This is a genomic window from Corynebacterium sp. MSK035, assembly GCF_030232615.1.
Taxonomy (GTDB): domain Bacteria; phylum Actinomycetota; class Actinomycetes; order Mycobacteriales; family Mycobacteriaceae; genus Corynebacterium; species Corynebacterium jeikeium_D.
Genome location: NZ_JASPJP010000001.1, coordinates 82233 through 99646, shown reverse-complemented (window position 1 = coordinate 99646; position 17414 = coordinate 82233). Strand labels below are relative to the sequence as shown.

16 protein-coding genes are annotated in these 17414 nt (G+C 59.8%); 7 read left to right on the top strand and 9 right to left on the bottom strand.

What is annotated here, in order from left to right:
* Positions 1-45 precede the first annotated feature (45 nt).
* Both QP978_RS00440 and QP978_RS00435 read right to left on the bottom strand, forming a co-directional pair.
* Positions 46-1218, bottom strand: a complete 1173-nt coding sequence (locus QP978_RS00440; RefSeq protein WP_049169902.1) for an N-acetylglutamate synthase, CG3035 family — start codon at positions 1216-1218, stop codon at positions 46-48.
* A gap of 3 nt (positions 1219-1221) precedes the next feature.
* The gene (locus tag QP978_RS00435) at positions 1222-1803 is read right to left on the bottom strand and encodes a peptide deformylase (protein ID WP_049169904.1); all 582 of its coding nucleotides are present in this window, start codon (positions 1801-1803) and stop codon (positions 1222-1224) included.
* A gap of 200 nt (positions 1804-2003) precedes the next feature.
* Here QP978_RS00435 and QP978_RS00430 point away from each other — a divergent pair, with 200 nt between their 5' ends.
* From QP978_RS00430 to QP978_RS00415, 4 genes are all read left to right on the top strand, one after another.
* Positions 2004-2351, top strand: coding sequence for a DUF3263 domain-containing protein (locus QP978_RS00430; RefSeq protein ID WP_016421513.1), 348 nt, complete (start codon positions 2004-2006; stop codon positions 2349-2351).
* A gap of 51 nt (positions 2352-2402) precedes the next feature.
* Entirely contained in the window at positions 2403-3317 is a 915-nt protein-coding gene (locus tag QP978_RS00425) for a LytR C-terminal domain-containing protein (protein ID WP_049169916.1), read from the top strand.
* A gap of 221 nt (positions 3318-3538) precedes the next feature.
* Positions 3539-4096, top strand: a complete 558-nt coding sequence (locus tag QP978_RS00420; protein ID WP_049169906.1) for a hypothetical protein — start codon at positions 3539-3541, stop codon at positions 4094-4096.
* 17 nt (positions 4097-4113) lie between these two features.
* A complete protein-coding gene (locus QP978_RS00415; RefSeq protein ID WP_049193794.1) occupies positions 4114-5337 on the top strand; it encodes a glutamate--cysteine ligase in 1224 nt (407 codons plus the stop codon).
* Positions 5338-5508: 171 nt separating this feature from the next.
* Here the strand turns inward: QP978_RS00415 and QP978_RS00410 are convergent, their stop codons facing one another.
* Genes QP978_RS00410 through QP978_RS00385 form a run of 6 tightly spaced genes read right to left on the bottom strand, consistent with a single transcriptional unit; the run spans position 5509 to position 12242 of the window.
* The gene (locus QP978_RS00410; protein ID WP_038626688.1) at positions 5509-5859 is read right to left on the bottom strand and encodes a monovalent cation/H(+) antiporter subunit G; all 351 of its coding nucleotides are present in this window, start codon (positions 5857-5859) and stop codon (positions 5509-5511) included.
* Positions 5856-6266, bottom strand: a complete 411-nt coding sequence (locus tag QP978_RS00405) for a monovalent cation/H+ antiporter complex subunit F (protein ID WP_049193795.1) — start codon at positions 6264-6266, stop codon at positions 5856-5858. The genes QP978_RS00410 and QP978_RS00405 overlap by 4 nt, the downstream gene beginning before the upstream one ends.
* On the bottom strand, positions 6247-6900 hold the full coding sequence (locus QP978_RS00400) for a Na+/H+ antiporter subunit E (RefSeq protein WP_049193796.1): 654 nt from the start codon (positions 6898-6900) through the stop codon (positions 6247-6249). The genes QP978_RS00405 and QP978_RS00400 overlap by 20 nt, the downstream gene beginning before the upstream one ends.
* Positions 6900-8603: a Na+/H+ antiporter subunit D gene (locus QP978_RS00395; RefSeq protein WP_049193797.1), complete on the bottom strand. Its 1704-nt coding sequence runs from the start codon at positions 8601-8603 to the stop codon at positions 6900-6902. The genes QP978_RS00400 and QP978_RS00395 overlap by 1 nt, the downstream gene beginning before the upstream one ends.
* Positions 8593-9108 carry a Na(+)/H(+) antiporter subunit C gene (locus QP978_RS00390; protein WP_048760372.1) on the bottom strand — a complete coding sequence of 172 codons (516 nt, stop codon included), beginning with the start codon at positions 9106-9108 and terminating at the stop codon, positions 8593-8595. The genes QP978_RS00395 and QP978_RS00390 overlap by 11 nt, the downstream gene beginning before the upstream one ends.
* Positions 9105-12242: a Na+/H+ antiporter subunit A gene (locus QP978_RS00385; RefSeq protein ID WP_049193803.1), complete on the bottom strand. Its 3138-nt coding sequence runs from the start codon at positions 12240-12242 to the stop codon at positions 9105-9107. Before QP978_RS00385 ends, QP978_RS00390 begins: the two co-directional genes overlap by 4 nt.
* Positions 12243-12694: 452 nt before the next feature.
* Here QP978_RS00385 and QP978_RS00380 point away from each other — a divergent pair, with 452 nt between their 5' ends.
* From QP978_RS00380 to QP978_RS00370, 3 genes are all read left to right on the top strand, one after another.
* Positions 12695-13906 carry an IS110 family RNA-guided transposase gene (locus QP978_RS00380; protein ID WP_011273191.1) on the top strand — a complete coding sequence of 404 codons (1212 nt, stop codon included), beginning with the start codon at positions 12695-12697 and terminating at the stop codon, positions 13904-13906.
* A 197-nt stretch (positions 13907-14103) separates the two neighbouring features.
* Positions 14104-14913 carry a metal ABC transporter ATP-binding protein gene (locus tag QP978_RS00375; protein ID WP_035006260.1) on the top strand — a complete coding sequence of 270 codons (810 nt, stop codon included), beginning with the start codon at positions 14104-14106 and terminating at the stop codon, positions 14911-14913.
* A complete protein-coding gene (locus tag QP978_RS00370) occupies positions 14910-16676 on the top strand; it encodes a metal ABC transporter solute-binding protein, Zn/Mn family (RefSeq protein ID WP_222865187.1) in 1767 nt (588 codons plus the stop codon). Before QP978_RS00375 ends, QP978_RS00370 begins: the two co-directional genes overlap by 4 nt.
* Positions 16677-16759: 83 nt before the next feature.
* Here the strand turns inward: QP978_RS00370 and QP978_RS00365 are convergent, their stop codons facing one another.
* Positions 16760-17314: a 2-isopropylmalate synthase gene (locus QP978_RS00365; protein ID WP_038626681.1), complete on the bottom strand. Its 555-nt coding sequence runs from the start codon at positions 17312-17314 to the stop codon at positions 16760-16762.
* Positions 17315-17414: the final 100 nt, after the last annotated feature.

The following is a 17414-nucleotide window of genomic DNA, read 5'->3' as shown; positions in this document are numbered from 1 at the left end:
GCGATCAGGGCGAGCAGCGCAGGGCCGAAACGTAACCCCCGGCCCCTAAGCCCCTGTCAGCTCCGCGTAGCGGTGCCGGTGGTGCTCGGTAAAACCGAGTGTCCGGTATAGCGCAATGCCAGGCTCATTTGAGCCCAATACCTGCAGATATGCAGAATCTGCCCCGTGTTGTGCGCCCCAGTGCATCATGTGAATTCCCAGTAGGGTGCCAAGTCCTCGGCGGCGCATATCGGCTGCGACTTCCACAGCGGAGAACCCGAGCCACACACGGCCGTCGTCCGATTCGGTCAGCGTGCCGCGCGTAATGGCTACCGTGCGTATGCCTTCAGGCGCATTGTTGGCAGGCACTTGCAGGCGTCCGAAGCACATGCGGCCATCAATTTCATTGCGCAGAAGCTGTAGTGCATGCTCGGACAGCGTGGTACCGCGGAAATGGTAGAGCCCCAGCCAGTCGTCGTCAGGTTGATCAGCGATATCCACCTGCACGTCTGCAAGCTCGACGCTGTGCTCATCGAGCACCTGTTCGGCGCTGTGCTCATCAAGCACCTGTACGGCGCTGTGCGATTCAGCTGCCAATTCAGCAGGCGGCAAATCCCCATCGAGTGAGCGCGTCATAACCACAATGTCCGGCCCGACCGTCCACTCCGGCCCCGCGACCAGCGCCTGTGCAGGTTTGGCGATTCTATCCGGAATCGCAATCCGCACCGGCAAATCGTGGGAATCGTAAAACGACTTAATCTTCTCCAACGGCACCGGCTGAGTGCTGGCTCCGGGTTCGAGCGGCAGCGCGGAGTTGGAACGCTCCGTAATGCCATCGCCGGCTCGCAGCAGCCAGCCCGACTCCACCACATGCGCGATACCCGGGAAGGCCTTCGCTGTCGCAGTTTCCACGGCGCGAATATCCGAATTGCGCACCGGATGATCCGGCAGGGCCTTCACAATCAAAATGTGCTTATCGCTAAAGTCCACCGCTGCCACGGATTCGTCGGCACGCACGCCAGCACGAACCTGCGGACGCACGACGAACGGATCCATGCTGAGCACATGCCCAATGACGTCCGTAGTCTTCTTGCCGCTGGCCAATGCTTCTTCATCGGTCAGCGCGCGCCGCACAATGACACGACGTCCCACCGCCACTTCACCGACGCCCCAGCGGGAAATCGGTAGCTTCTGTGCTGCATTTTCGCTTGCCGACGACTCCAATTGCCTATCCGCCACGATCTAATCCTCGTGGCCGAACGGATCCGGATCCACGCCCGGCATCCAGGTCAGGCCGCCCTCGGTCCAACCGGCGCGCTTGATTTCCTTCTTGGCCATGCGCTTCCAACGACCGGTGAGGCAATCGGTATAGAGGAACCCATCTAGATGGCCGACCTCGTGCTGCATGCAGCGAGCGAGGAAACCGGTGGCCTCGATGCGGACCTCTTCGCCGTTTTCATCCAGGCCGGTGACGACAGCCTTCTCCGCGCGGTTGGTGGGGAAGGACAGGCCGGGTACAGAGAGGCAGCCTTCGTCATCGGAACCGTCGTCATTAGGCATGGTCTTCGGGATTTCACTGGTGGTCAGCACCGGATTGATGACGCAGCCGCGGTGCCAGACGTCGTCATCATCGGGGCAGTTGTAGACGAACAGACGCTTGCCGACGCCCACCTGGTTGGCAGCCAGCCCCACACCGTGGGCGCGGTCCATGGTTTCGTACATGTCCTCGATGAGCTCACGCAGCTCGGAGATGTCCTCGGTTACCGGCTGGGTAGGAGTGTGGAGAACGGGGTCTCCGGCAATCACAATGGGACGGATAGTCATGTCGCTGATTCTACTCGGCGTCCATGTTTTCTATATCGCCTGGTGATGTCAGGGGTCTTGGAGACGTTGGGCGATGTCGGAAGTGGTATGTAGGGCTGGGCGGCTGGGCCTTACCATGTATCTTCGCTAAGTATCTGCATAGGCAGTGTTGTGCAGAATAGAAAATCAGGGCGAGTGGGAAGGAAAGCGGGGTGCGGAAAATGGTGAGCAAGAAACCCATAGGCGGCAGCCACGAACCTGAGACTGAGCTGCGGCCTGACTCATCCGAGCATCCCGGACTCGCGGGCGATACCGGCGGCATTGAGCCCATTTTGGCGCAGAAAATGCTGGATTTTGAGAAGGAATGGCTGAAAGTTGCCCGCCGTGGGCCGCGTATGGCCGGTGCGCGGCAGGAGGCAATTCGGCGTCGCTTTGCCGAGGACTTCGGCAACAACACAATCCGTTACCACCAGGTACTTTCGCGACTTCTCGATTCTCCGGCAGCCGAAGCGGCCGAACCCGTGTTGGTTCATCGGCTGCGCGCCGTGCGGGACAACCAAGACGCATAAGGTTCAAGTTTCACTTCACGGTTCGGCGGCAGAACATATAGGATGTGGGATGTGTCTGACCAACTAAACCCTCAGAATTCGCCGCGTCCGGGCCGTCATCGACTCGATGACGACTTCGACGACTTCGATGAGTACAGCGATTACGCGGAGGCTCCCGCCGCTGGCGGCGCCCATGCGTACTCCGAGCCGTCGGATGCTCAACACACAGCGCCAAAATCTGCGGCTCCCGCCGCTGGTGCAGCTGCTGCTGGTGCCACCGCCGCCTCGACCGGTGCCAGCGCTGGGGCTGCTAGCAATTCCGCAGCTGCTGATGGTGTTGATGACGGCGACATCGGCGACGGTGCCGGTGATGGCCGCTACATGCGCGTTCTCGCTATCGTGCTGCTCGCTATCGGCGTGTGCCTGGTCGCCTACGGTGCCTATGCACTCAGCACACGTGGCGACGATGCCGAGAACACCGGCCAGAATGACACCTCGGCATCCGCTCCGGTTGACTCTGGTGCGCCTGCTGACTCGGCCAACGGCAGTGATCCGGCAAAGGATGGTGCTGTTGGAGATGGTGACGGCGAGGTTCCGCCGCCGCCACCGGCAAATGAGCCAGGCAAACCGGTTCCTCCCGCTGAGAATCCGCCGGCACAGGATGAGGCCAACGAAGCGCCCCAGATTGACCGCAAGACTGTCAAGGTCAGTGTCCTGAATAACTCTGAGGTCGTGGGCCTCGCCGATGACCTGTCCAAGCAGATGGGCGAGCAGGGCTGGGGCGCCGGCGAGACCGGCAATGCTCCTGAAGAGAAGATGGGTGTGTGGGAGAAGACCACCGTCTACTTCGACCCGAGGAACGAAGAGGAAAAGGCCGCCGCTGAGCAGATCGCGCATGACAACGGTTGGGAAGCCGCACCTCGCGATGACCGCCTCCGGGACGCTCCGGCGGGAATCGTCGTGGTCGCCACTGACCCGGCTCACTAGACTCCCGGCCCACCAGGCTTTGGTCTCTCACTAAGGTTTGCGGCCTAAGTCTCAAAACCTGCCGCCGTGGTGCGAAGCCCCATAGCTTTCCAAGTCCCGCGTAAGCCACACATTTCATGGCCTACGCGGGGCTTTTGCATATTTTGCAGTCTCAAACAGATCACGGCTGAAAAAGGGGTACTAGTATTCTGCTAGTAGCCAGTGAGGTCTGTGAGGTTTTTATGTTCGCCGTAAAGCGTCGTCGTGTTGCTGTCGCCACCGCGTTGGGTTGTGCTGCAACACTGTTGGTGTCCTGCTCGGGGGTTGAATCCAGCAGCGACAAGGACGGGAACGCAGGCGCGTCGACAAGCACTGCGCCAGTGAGCGTAGATCCGGCTGCACCGAAGCTGACCGAGCGAGTCAGCGCCTATAACTTCATCCGAACAAACGACGACGGATCAATGAAAATGCTGGCAACTGTACAGGTCATGAGCGCCAAGGGATGGATGGGCCTTTCCGACGAAAAAGGTCAGTTCACTACCTTGGATAAGGGCAAGTACACAGTGCAGGCGCGCGGTGCATCTGGCTGCAGTGGCATCGGCAGCCCCGCAACCGAAGGGTTGGGTGTCATCGGCGAAGTGCACGTCGATGACAAACGGAATGCAGATGTCTGGAACGTTCCGTCCAAGGTGGATGAAGACAGTTTCACCACAGTTGCGCTTGTCGATTCCAACGGTGACCTTGCCTCCTGCGCAAAAACCGTCACCTGGACGGAGCCAACTGAGGAAAACGACTCCTAGTGTGAAAAAATAGCGGTATGACTGAGCAATTTTCCGGATCGGCGCAGCCATCACTGGGAGTGGAATGGGAAGTGGCGTTCGTTGACCGACGAACGCGCGACACCGCCCCCGCTGCCGCCGAGGTGCTCGACATCATCGATGCGGAGCATCCCGGACATGGGCTCCAGCGAGAGTTCCTCGCCAACACCGTAGAGCTCGTCACCGGTGTGCACACGAACGTGCCCGGTGCCGTAGCGGAGCTCCAAAGCCAGCTGGACATGGTTCTCGAGGCCGCTGATCGCGTTGGGGTGGATGTGTGGTCATCGGGCTCGCATCCGTTCGCCCGCGGTACTGCTCAGCAGGTCAGCGCTAAGGGGCACTACTCCGAAATCATCAACCGCACTCAGTGGTGGGGTAACCAGATGATCATCTGGGGAGTCCACGTCCATGTTGGCATTAAGGACTCCGAACGCGTTTGGCCGATCATTCAGGCCCTGGCAACGAAGCTGCCGCACATGTTGGCGCTGTCTGCCTCCTCACCGGCCTGGAACGGTGAGGACATGGGTTACGCTTCCAACCGAAGCCTGCTCTACCAGCAGCTTCCCACCGCTGGTCAGCCGCCGGCGATTTACACGTGGCCCGAGTGGGAGTCCTACATGCACGACCAGTCCCGCTCCGGCGTCATCAATCACACCGGCTCGATGCACTTGGACATTCGCCCGGCATCAAAGTACGGCACCATTGAGATTCGTGTCGCTGACGCTACCTCTAACCTGCAGGAACTCGCCGCTATCGTGGCATTGACGCACTGTCTGACGGTTTACTACGACCGCATGTGGGAGGCTGGCGAGGAGCTACCGTCGCTGCAGTCCTGGCACATCGCCGAAAACAAGTGGCGCGCCGCCCGCTACGGCATGGACGCGCTGGTCATCGTCAATCGCGATACCGACGAGCGGTGGGTTCGCGACGAACTCCGTGAACTTGTGGTTCAACTCGCCCCGCTTGCCGACGAACTGGGTTGCCGAGCCGAACTGGAATTCGTCAACAACATCGTGGAAATGGGCGCGGCATACGAGCGGCAGCGCACTGTGGCGGATGCGGCCGGGGCGCTGCCTTCCATGGCTACCGAGGACGACGTACGGGCGAACGAAGAGCGCATTGGCCACACCCCGTGGCGTGCCGCCGTGGATCTTGCGGTGCAGGAACTGCGCGCCGGGCATCCGATAGCGCCTGCAGATTTCCACGAGCAAGTAGACGACTAGCCGTCGTTAAGCGGTGTGTGCCCAGACAAAAATTAGTGACTAGGCCTATAGCACTTTTGGGGTGCATAAACCTAGCCACTAACTGAAGAAAGGCGCCCCCCCTGGGCGGCCCCGGTCGAACCCGGTTCCGCTCCAGGTCGGGGTCCAATCTTGACGGGGAGTGTCCTCTCGTTATTCCCGGCTGTCATCGCGGGCGAGGCTGTCCTCGTCGACGAGCCTCTCTTTGAACGCCTCGTGGCCAACGCGGTTACTAACAATTGGCGATGTACCCAGAGCAAACAGGATAATCAGGGTCAACAGAGCCAAGTCACTACTAGTAGTTGTGTGAGCTGACGCGTGCGTGGCGACGTGCAAAAGCGAACCCGACAGCGTCAGAATTAGCCCCAGCGTTTGTGGCTTGGAGGATGCGTGCATGCGACTGATGGTGTCGCGGAAGCGTATTAATCCCACGGACGCTGCAACGCACAGTAGCATTCCGGTGATAATGAGTGCGATGGCGATAATGTCTGCCACGAGAATCATTTGGGCTCTCCCTTCACTGTTTTCGGAGCTGCTGTCGGTGTTGCCTTAGGCGCTGCTTTCTGTGCGGTTTTCTTTGTGGCGACCTTTCCGGCTGCTTTCGCCACACCCTTTCGGGAGCCCTTCGCGGGCTGCTTTCCGTCATCCGGAACACGGAACTTGGCGACTGCCAGCGAAGACAGGAAACCGAGCAGCGCAATGATGAGCATTGGGTAGACCACCGAAGTGTCCAAACTCCATGCCATGAACGCAGCGAGCATGCCCTGCAACATTGCAGTCATGGACTCCAGCGCCACCAGGCGGTCCAGCGAGTTTGGTCCTGCGATCATGTGCCCGAGGGTAATCATCACCGCAATGAAATAGCCTGCAGCAGCTACGCCGAGCAGAATGTTAAAAACTTCCGGGTTCATCGGCTGCTCCTTTCTCCCCTTTTTCGCTGCTCGTTTCGCCTTGCTCGCCGCTTTTCGCACTGCTCGGCTGCTCTTCGCCAGAGCCTGGCTTAGTCGGTTGCTCATGTACATCGCGGTTCTCAAACGCGCGAATCACCCGTCGCTCGATTCGGGTCAACTGGTTGATTTGTTCAGCTACCTTGCCTGTCGACGAAGCGTCGAGAAGATGCATGGTCAGCGTCTTTTTTCGCTTATCGATGTCCACGATGATGCCGCCCGGCTGCAGATTAATTAGTGCCATTGCAGTCGTGAGCGAAATATCGTCATTGGTCCGCATGGGGACCTTGATAATGGCAGTCGGTGGCGGATCATCTCGTCGGATGGCCAGCCAGGCGACACTGATAGAGGCCTTCACGAAGTCGATTGTCCAAGAACCGAACAGTCGCACCATGCCACCGAAGTTGATATCCAGCGCGCTGTTTGGCGGGATAGGCATGGCGAGGTTCAGCAACGTGGCTACAAGGATTCCCGAGAGCACATTGGCAAATGTCACCTCGCCCCACAGCATGACCCAAATAATCACTGTGAATAAGAAGAGCAGGATTGAAATACGTGGTGGTCGCTTTGCAGCCACCTTGGCGCGCGCTTTACTCATCAGCTTTCACCTGCTCCTTCCAGCGTGCTGGTGGCACGTTCGGTCGCTGAATCCGACTTCCATGGGCTCTTGGTGCGGCCTGGGTTTTCCAGCTGCTCCAGGCCCTTGTCATCGGCCGAGTCGATACCGAGGACCGCTGCGCGGTACTCATCAACATTCGCGACGTTGCTTGCCGCTTCGGTAGCCACATTGGACAGTGGCCCGGCCAGAACGGTAACCCCCACAGAGGCAATCACCAGCAGGGCCGTCGGCATCACCATGCCGAGTGGCATCTTGCCGACGTCGTCACGCTCTGCGATAGCAACCATCTGAGTCCTTTCCCGGAGCGCGGCTGGCTGCGCAAGCACGGTGTCGCCCTCGGGGGCGTCGGAACGGTCGCGCCAGAAGGCCTTCGACCAGACGAGAATCATGGTGTAGAGGGTCAGCAGGCTGGTGATGATAGATCCCGCAACCAGAATCCATGCGGTGGCGGATCCGTTCTGTGCGCCGGCCTCGATGAGCATGACCTTGCCCAGGAAGCCTGAGAACGGTGGGATACCACCGAGGTTGAGCGCGGGCACGAGGTATAGCAACGCCAGCAGCGGCGACGTCTTGGCCAGGCTACCGAGGCTGCGCAGGGAGGACGAGCCCGCCTGGCGCTCGATAAGCCCGACCACCAGGAACAATGCCGTCTGCACCAGAATGTGGTGGACGATGTAGAAAATCGCGCCGCCGAGTCCCAGCGTATTGCCGACGGCAATACCGAAGATCATGTATCCGATGTGGGATACCAGCGTAAAAGACAAGAGACGTTTAATGTCATTTTGGGCCATGGCACCGAGAATGCCCATGAGCATTGTCGCTAGGCCAGCCCACATCAGGACGTCGTCAAGCCTGCCGTCTGGGAAAACGACACTGCGCGTGCGGATGATCGCGTAGACACCCACCTTCGTCAGCAGCCCCGCGAAGACCGCGGTAACCATCGACGGTGCGGTGGGGTAGGAGTCTGGCAACCACGCCGACAGCGGGAACACCGCCGCCTTCACTGCGAAGGCGACGAGCAGCACTGCGAAGATCGCGGTGCGGGTGCCATCGGGGATGTCCTCCATGCGCAGGGAAATGTGTGCGAAGTTCACCGTGCCGACCGCTTGATAAACCAGGCCAATCGCCAGCAGGAACACCATCGAGGACAACATGTTGACCATCACATACGACACGCCTGCGCGAATGCGTGACGACGATGCCCCCAGCGTGAGCAACACGTAGGAGGCTACGAGCAGAACCTCGAAGCCGACGTACATGTTGAACAGATCGCCGGCCAGGAAGGCCATGGAGACGCCCATGTTGAGCAGCATGTACGTCGGAACGAAGACGGAGATCGGCTCATCTTCGTCACCATCGCTAATACCCTGGCCGATGCCGAACCACATCACGGCAAAGAGGACCAGCTGAGAGACGGTGATCATCAACACTGCGAGGTTGTCGGCTACGAGCGTGATGCCGATTGGTGCGTCCCAGCCGCCCACCTGGACCGTGTGGACGCCGTGCGCGTAGATGAGATACACCAAGGCGCTGGCGACTCCCAGCAGGCTGCCGAGCGAGATTAGCGCGATCGCCTGCTGTGCTTTGGGAAAACGTGCCAGCAGCAGAGCAATTGCGGCGGTGGCGGCGGGGACGATGATAGGCAGCGGAATTAGTGCCAGAATTATTTGCTCAGTCGTCATCGTCGTCACCTCCTGGGGAGTTTGATGGCGGGGTCACGGGCTTTTCGAAACTGGCCGGACCGAAGCTATCGCCGGCCTCTGTGGGACGACCGGTGGTGGGATCGTCGGACTTGTCGTGGTCCGGAGCAGCTGATGGGTCGCTGGCCCGACGCATTGCCAGGCTGCGGTCCTCGTGGTCATCTTGCACGTGATCGCCGATGCGGTAGCGGTGCTGGCGATAGAGCAGAGCCAACAGGAATGCGGTCATGCCCATGGAAATAACAATTGCGGTGAGGATAAAGGCCTGGGGCAGTGAGTCTGCCTGAGCATCGCTGACCAGCGATTCCCTATCCCAAATTGGTGGCCGTCCCGGCGAACCAGAGCCAAGCAGGATGAGCAGGTTGATACCGTTGCCCATCAGCAACAGTCCCATGAGCATCCTGGTCAACGAACGATCGAGGAACAGGTACACCCCTGTAGCAATCAGCGTGCCGACAGTTGCTAGCAGAACAAAATTGAGAATCACGGGTGTGTGTCCTTTCCTTCGGTCCTAGCTGGGGCTGTCGGTTCTGAAGCCTCTGAGGTGGCTGTGTTGGCAGAGTCTGCGGGTTTAGTGCCGGCAGGTTTAACGCTTGCGGGATTAGCGCCTGCGGACTTAACACCTGCGGGCTTAGCCGCCGCCAACTTGCTGCGCAGCTGGCGGGACTGGCCGAGTGCGGCTCGATTCACACGACGTGAACGATCACGCTCAGCGCGAAGGTTTATCTGAGCGTCGATGCCACCGCCCAAACTGCGCAGGATGTAGACAATCGTGCTAACCACGATCATGTATACGCCCAGGTCAAAGAGCATCGGGGAGACAACAGTGACATCTCCGAGCAGCGGAATTTCCCGCGAGCCATACGTAGAAGTTAGCGGTGCCCACCCCACAAACAGTGGCCACAACGCGCTGAGTGCCGACACCAGCAAACCGCCGCCGAGAAGCATCTCGTTAGGAATCGGCAGAGTTGCCGCCAACTCACGACGACCACCGATGAGATAACGCATGGTCAGTGCCAGCGCAGCCACGAGACCACCGGCGAAGCCACCGCCGACATCGTTATGGCCGGCAAAAAAGAGATAGAAGGAAACCACCATCATGGCGGGGAAGAGCACGCGCGATGCCACCAGCACCATGATCGGGTAGCGCAACCGCTCGGCTTCACCGGACTCATCGAGAGTGTTCAACCAACGGTTGGTGCGGCGAGCTCGATTCCGCTGCGGCTTAATCTTTGAACGCATATGCATGGTATGCGTGCGGAAGACCAGTGAGGTAATCCCCAGAGCCACCATCACCAGCACGGTGATTTCACCGAAGGTGTCCCAGGCGCGGATGTCGACAAGCAGTACGTTGACTGCATTCTGGCCGTGTCCAATATCGTGCGCCAGCGGCGGAATGTCGCCCGAGATTGGCTCAGTACGACGGGAGCCCATGGCGTAGGCGGCCAACACGGGAACCGTGACACCGACTGCAATGGCCAACCAAGCACGGTGTCGTGTCCACCTCGGGTTCGATGCCGGTGCCCGCGGGGAGAGCGTACGCAACACCAACACGAAAATAATCATTGAGACCGTCTCGACCAGCAGCTGCGTCAGGGCCAAGTCAGGAGCGCCGTACATGGCGAAAATAATGGCCAAGCCGTAGCCTGTCACGCCTACCAGGATGACCCCGGAAAGCCTGTTCTTCTGCCGGGTAGCGGCCAGCGCCGCGATAATCATGATGAGCGCAACTGCACCCTGCGGAGCAGAGTCCCACAGTTCCATTCGCAGCTCATCGCGCTCGCCGAGCAACAACGCACCGATGGACAGCACGATGAGGGTCAGCAAAATGACCGCTTCATTCAACGGGAGGGAACCACGCTGGGTCGCAGCAGTGACACGGAGAGAAAGACGGCGGGCCAAGTCCAGGATTCCGTCGTAAAGCGCATCGGCACTACCGAGAGCCGGCTGATCAAACTGCAGCTGACGCACCAGATTACGCTGCCAATGCATGATGGCACCCACGAGTAGAATTGTGGCCGTCAGTGCCAGCGGAAGGGTGAATCCGTGCCAGAGCGCCAGGTGCGTTTCTGCTTCCGTATTCGGGAATGCGCTGGTGAGGTAGGGCGAGATAATCGAGTCGAGGACGCGGGGAACCAGGCCGAAAACCAAACCTGCCAGCGCCAACAGCCAAGCCGGGCCAATCTGATCCCACGTCGGGGAATCCATCTCTGCCACGGCAGGGGAAGTGCCACCGCCGCTGGCGTGGGTGCTGGACTTGGTCGCAAACGCGGCGCGCAGCAGGTACAGCGAGTACGCTACGGTCAGAATCGAACCCACGACGAGGCCAATGGTGGTAAACACCGACGGCATCCCATGCAGCGGATCAGCATTGAGCGTGGCCTCCAGCGCAGCTTCCTTGGCGACGAAGCCGAAGAACGGCGGCACACCCATCATCGATGCAGCGGCGAGAATCGAAATCACCAGCAACTGCGGCGACTTTCTACCGAGCCCAGAGAGCTCACGGATATCGCGCGTACCAGTCAGCCTGTCAATTGTGCCCGCGACCATAAACAGCGCGGCCTTGAACATGGCATGGCCGAGCGTCAGTGCCAGGGCTGCCAGCATCGTCGCACGCGTGCCTATCGACGCGACTGTGATGATGAATCCCAACTGGCTGACAGTGCCATACGCCATAATCAGCTTGAGATCCTTCTGGCGCAGGGCCATCCAGCCGGCCATGATCATGGTCAAGAGGCCGAGCGGGATGATGATTGGCTGCCACGCGTTGGTGTCATTGAAGGTCGGCGCGAGCCGGGCAACCAGGAACACACCGGCTTTGACCATCGCTGCCGAATGCAGGAAGGAAGAAACCGGGGTAGGGGCGGCCATTGCACCGGGTAGCCAGAAGTGGAAGGGCGCGATAGCGGACTTCGACAGCGCACCAACGACCAGCAGGATTGCGGCCGTGGATACTGCCGTGGAGTCCAGCTGTGCCGCTGTCAGAGCGCCAGGCGCGGTGAGTTCGGAGAAGTTCCAGAAACCGGTGGTCACTCCCATCAGAACGATACCGACCAGCATGATGAGGCCACCCAGCGTCGTGACCAGGAGCGCCTGGCCTGCTGCGCGACGGGAGGAGGCGCGCTCGGCGTAGTAGCCCACCAGGAGGAAGGACAGAACCGAGGTAATTTCCCAGAAGACGAACATCAGCATGATGCTGTCGCTGATGACCAGGCCGTACATCGCCGCAGCGAAGGCGATCATTTGGGCTGCGAAGGAACCTACGCGGCGACGTTTGCCGAGTGGCGGGTTGATGAAGTAACCGGAGCAGTACACCAGTACGAGAAAGCCGATGGTCAAAACCAGCGTGCCGAAGAGCGATTCAATAGGACCTAATCGCAGGTTTACATCCAAGTGGATAATGGGCATCCACGAAAAATGCGTGACGGCGGGTTGCGTGAGTGCGGAAGTTTCCCCGTTGCCATTGTCTAGAGCTAAGCGAACGAGATGGGTGCCGGTGTAGATGGCACCGCCTGCCAGCGGGAGGCTGAGTACGAGGAACCCGCGGGTTCCGAGCCACTTAATCGTCCATGGTGCAAGCGCTGCCGTAACGAACAGGATGCACAGGAGAGAAGTCACTATTCCATAATGATTGGAACACGCCAGTTCATGCAACCCCGTTTTAGGGACTTAAGCATTTGAAGCGGTGTTAACCGAGTGTGTGAAAACGGTCAATTGTTTCTGGGAAAGTGAAAATTTGGGGGTGAGTTGTGGGGGGGGCGGAAGTTGGGCATTTTTTGGGGCTTGAGCGGCTGACTGCTCAAGCCCCAAATCAGTGCCATTACTGCCCCGTTACCTTGTGAGTGTCCCCGATAATGGGGATAGTCGCTGGTCCCGGTATGGCTTACCTGCCCTGTAGTTTCCATAATCCGGGGGGGGGTGTTGCCGCCGGGTGCCAGGACTTTCGATGACAGCTGATAGGGACACGGCCAGTTTTAAACTAGGTCTCTTTGTAACGTGGGTGCTTGCAACGAAGGTCATGACACCAGCGACTGGAACAACGCCATACCCATCTCGTTTTCTAGGAGCTCATCATGTCTCCGGAGCATTCCATCGACATATTCCTTGGGTTAGACGTCGGCAAATCTGAACACCACGCCTGCGCCTTAGACCGTGATGGCAACAAGGTCTTCGACAAACCGTTGCCTCAACTCGAATCCGAACTAGCAGGCGTTTTTCACCAGCTTCAGAAGCTTGGCACCGTGCTCGTGATCGTCGACCAACCCAACACCATCGGCGCACTACCGATTGCTGTAGCCCGGGACTGCGGTTGCGAAGTCGGATACCTGCCAGGTCTTGCGATGCGCAAAGCTGCAGATCTCTATCCGGGACGTGCAAAAACAGACAAACGCGACGCATTCATCATCGCCGACACCGCCCGCACAATGCCCCACACGCTACGTGCCGTCGACCGCAATGATGAGGTACTCTCCGCCCTAAAGATGCTGTCCGGCTTCGATGATGACATCGCCCGCGATTGCACTCGCACTGTCAATCGGCTTCGCAGTGTCCTCACCCAGATCTACCCCAGCCTGGAACGAGTTTTTGCTGGTAGCACCCTGACTCGCACGCCGATCCTGGAATTATTGATCCATTACAAGGGGCCGCAGGGGCTAAAAAGAGCCGGATACCAACGAGTGTTGAACTGGATGATCAAGCGCACACGTAAAGACCCCACCCCGCTGGTAGACGACATTTTTACAGCGCTGAAAGCTCAAACAGTCACCGTGCCTGGAAGCGATGCCGCCGAGTTAGTAATTCCTCAACTGGCTGCAAACATCCAGGCCCTCAAAGAGCAACGAAACACCATTGCTGAGCAGGTTGAAGAGATGCTCGCTGATTTCCCTCTTTGTGAGGTCTTGATGAGTATGCCCGGAGTCGGCATCAAGACCGCAGCGCAGATCCTTCTTGCGATCGGTGATGGCTCCGACTTCGCTAGTGCTGGCCACTTAGCTGCTTATGCTGGAATAGCACCCGTGACTAGACGATCCGGTTCGTCGATCAGAGGTGAATTCCCGGCACGGTCAGGCAATAAACGACTGAAAAACGCCTTGTTCTACTCCGCATTCGCAGTTATCCGCAGCCACGAACCGTCACGGCGGTATTACGAACGCAAACGCGCTGAAGGAAAACGCCACAACGCAGCAGTCATCTGCCTGGCACGACGCCGATGCAATGTCATCTACGCGATGCTGAAAAACAAGGAGTTCTTCCGCGAAATCCCGCCACGCCCCGTCGCCGCATAAAGCCCCAAAGACGAAGCCGACCAGCACACGCTGGCCGGCTCCTAGGCACGCCTAAGAAACTACTCCCAAGACTGTGCTCGTCAACATCGGTCTGGCACTTGACAAAAACATAGGGACACCCCCCAACACCACCCCACCCCAAAGGTCAATACATTGAACTTGGTGATTCATTGAACTGACCACTATTCTTGGCTGCCATGAGTATTAGCGTCCAGAACTTGAGCGTGAGCTACGGCGCGAACACCGCGATTCGGAACATCAGCTTCACCCTCGACTCCCCCGGCATGCACGGCATCATCGGCCCCAACGGCTCAGGCAAATCCACCCTCATGAAGGCGATGCTCCAGATCCTGGACAAACACAACGTCCACGGCACAGGCCCCACCGGCGCCCCTGCCGGCTACCCCGTCACCCTCGACGGCAAGGCCCCCGCCGAGCAGCGCCGCGCAATCGCTTATATCGAGCAGCGCTCTGACCTCGACCGCAACTTCCCCACCAGCGTCTTCGACACCGTCCTGATGGGCACTTACCCGCGCCTGGGTCTTTTCCACCGCCCCGGCAAGGCCGAACGCGAAGCAGCCACCCAGGCTCTCAAGGACGTCGACATGTGGGACTTTCGCCACCGCCACATCAGCGAACTCTCGGGCGGACAGTTCCAGCGCGTCCTCTTTGCCCGCGCCATCGTCCAGGACGCGGAGTACATCTTCCTGGACGAGCCCTTCGTCGGCATCGACGTCCCCAGCGAGAAGACGATCGTGACCCTGCTGCGGCAGATGGCGGACGCGGGCAAGCACGTCGTCGTCGTGCACCACGACATGAACACGGTGCGCGGCTACTACAACGACCTCATCGTCCTCAACGGCGAGCTCGTCGCGGCGGGTCCCACCGAGGAGGTCTTCGTCCCCGACGTGCTGCAGAAGGCCTTCGGCGCGCTCGTCATCCGCGAGCCGTCAGCACCAGCCCACCCCACGCCACGGCAGGCAGCCCTCCAGGAGGAGACAGCATGATCGCGGAGTTCCTCGACTCACTACTCAGTCACGGCTACCTGCAAAAAGCGCTGATCACCTCGGTGATCGTGGGCGTGGCCTGCGGCATCGTCGGCAGCTTCATCGTGCTGCGCGGCATGGCCCTGATCGGCGACGCCATCTCGCACGCCGTACTACCGGGGGTCGCGGCCTCCTACCTGCTCGGCACGAACCTCTTCCTCGGGGCGGTGGTCGCGGGTCTACTCGCCACACTGGCGATCGGGCTGATCAGCGAACGCTCCACTGTGAAGAACGATTCGGCGATCGGCATCGTCTTTTCCACCTTCTTCGCGATCGGCGTGCTGCTCATGGCGAAAGCGCAGACGGCGACGGATCTGACGGAGATCCTCTTCGGCAACGTCCTGACCGTTCAGGACGCCGACCGCAACCTCTCGATCGGTATTGCCGCTGCCGTGCTGATTCTCACGCTGGTCTTTTACAAGGAGCTCAAGCTCAGCACCTTCGACCCCGTCATGGCGCAGTCGGCTGGCGTGCCCGTGCGGGCAATCCACTACGGGCTGATGGTGGTGCTCACGCTGGTGACGGTCATTTCCCTGCAGACGGTGGGCGTGATCCTGGTGGTCTCCCTGCTGATCACTCCGGCGTCGGCGGCGTACCTGCTGACGAACCGGCTGGGAGTGATGATCGGGCTTTCAGTGGCGATCTCGGCGCTCAGCTCCGTAGTGGGGCTGTTCCTGAGCTATAGCTACAACGTGTCCTCCGGCGTGACGATCGTGCTGACCGCCAGCGCGCTGTTCCTGCTGGCTTTCCTCTTCGCGCCAGGCAAGGGACTGATTGCTCGCTCGCTGGGCAATAAGCCACTGGCCGCGCTGTTGGCCCTCCTGGTGGGCGGTGCCCTCGTGTTCGGGGCCGTGACCTTCTCGACGGAGGAGAAGGCAGACGGTGAGCAGCTGAACGTCGTCACCACCTTCACGCTGCTGGCGGACCTGGTGGAGGAGATCGGCGGCGAGGCGGTGGACGTCCATAACCTCGTGCCGACCGGCACGGACCCGCACGACTACGACCCCCTGCCCGCGGACCTGGATGCGACGAGCGACGCCGACCTGCTGTTCTACAACGGGCTGAACCTCGAGGGCGGTGAGCACGGCTGGCTCGCGAAACTGAAAAACACCGCGGGCCTGGACGATTCCCAGATGGTCGAGGCCACCAAGGGCGTGGAACCGAAGTACCTCAAGGACGAAAAGGGCAATCAGGAGATCAACCCGCACGCCTTCCTGGACCCGACCGTCGGCATCGCGATGGCCGAGAACGTGACCGCGGCGCTGGCCGAGGCCCTGCCCGAGCGTGCCGAGCACATCGAGGAGAAGGGGGCGGAGTACAAGGCCATGCTGGAGAGCATCGACGCCGACTACCGCGAGCAGATCGGTGCGCTGCCGAAGGAGGATCGTGTGCTCGTGGCCAGTGAACATGCCTTCCAATACATGGTCGACACCTACGGCATGGAGCAGCTGTATATCTGGCAGATCGACACGGATGAAAACGGCTCCCCCGCGCAGATCGGACACCTCGTGCGCCAGCTGAAGGACAAGCGCCCGAAGCACCTGTTCGTGGAGTCGAACGTGGATACGCGCCCCATGAAGACCGTCTCGAAGGAGGCCGGGATTCCGATCTTCGACGAGCCACTGCACTCCGATGAGCTCGGCAAGCCGGGCACGGTCGCGGGAACCTACGAGGATTTCCTGCGCAGCAACTTGAAGACCATGATCGCGGGGCTGAAGCGCTAAAACGCGAATGCTCGAGGCCCACATGCGTTGGGCTTCCCCGGTCGCATTCCCCCCCCGTTTACTAAACGAGCAGCATCCGCGTCCTACCCATGCAGGCGGTTAGCAGCGCAGACCAAAGCGGAGAGCACGGAAGCCTCCGGAGTCTGGCCGAAGCCCATGGTCCACACATGGTCATTGTTGTGACCTGCATAGACAAAGGTAGCGGTAGCTTCGAAGATTTCGAACTGGTGGAATTCCACGATTTCCACGCGGTAACCTGCATCAGCCAGCAGATTAGTGCAAGCCGACACCGGCCCCATAGCGGTGATTTCCTGGGTGAAAGTGCGAGTGTGGCCGTCCTTGTCGGTCAGCGACAAATCAGCGTTGAAGTTCCAGCGGCCCAGGGTGCCACGGGTTGCCTCGAAATTCTTGATTTGGACTGGGCCGTTAGTGGGGGAGTAAGTGTCCTTGAACTTCTGCCAGTTCATGCCACGGGCTTCCTGCCTCAAGCCACGAGGCAGGCGATGTCCGAAGCGAGCCCTAAACGGATCGTCGGAATAAGTTCGCACATTGCCATTGTCCTGGTGCTCCAACGAAGGGCGCTTGCCCGTGAAGGTCGTCGAGGTGGACATGTTCTTCTGGGTGCGAGTGGAAAACATTCTTTTCTGGTCCTTTGCTTAATTGCTTTGCTGTGAGTGGCGGACCAACCAAGTGCTTCGATAAGTTGCGGCCAGAGACCCCGCGTGGAGGGGTCAGTCC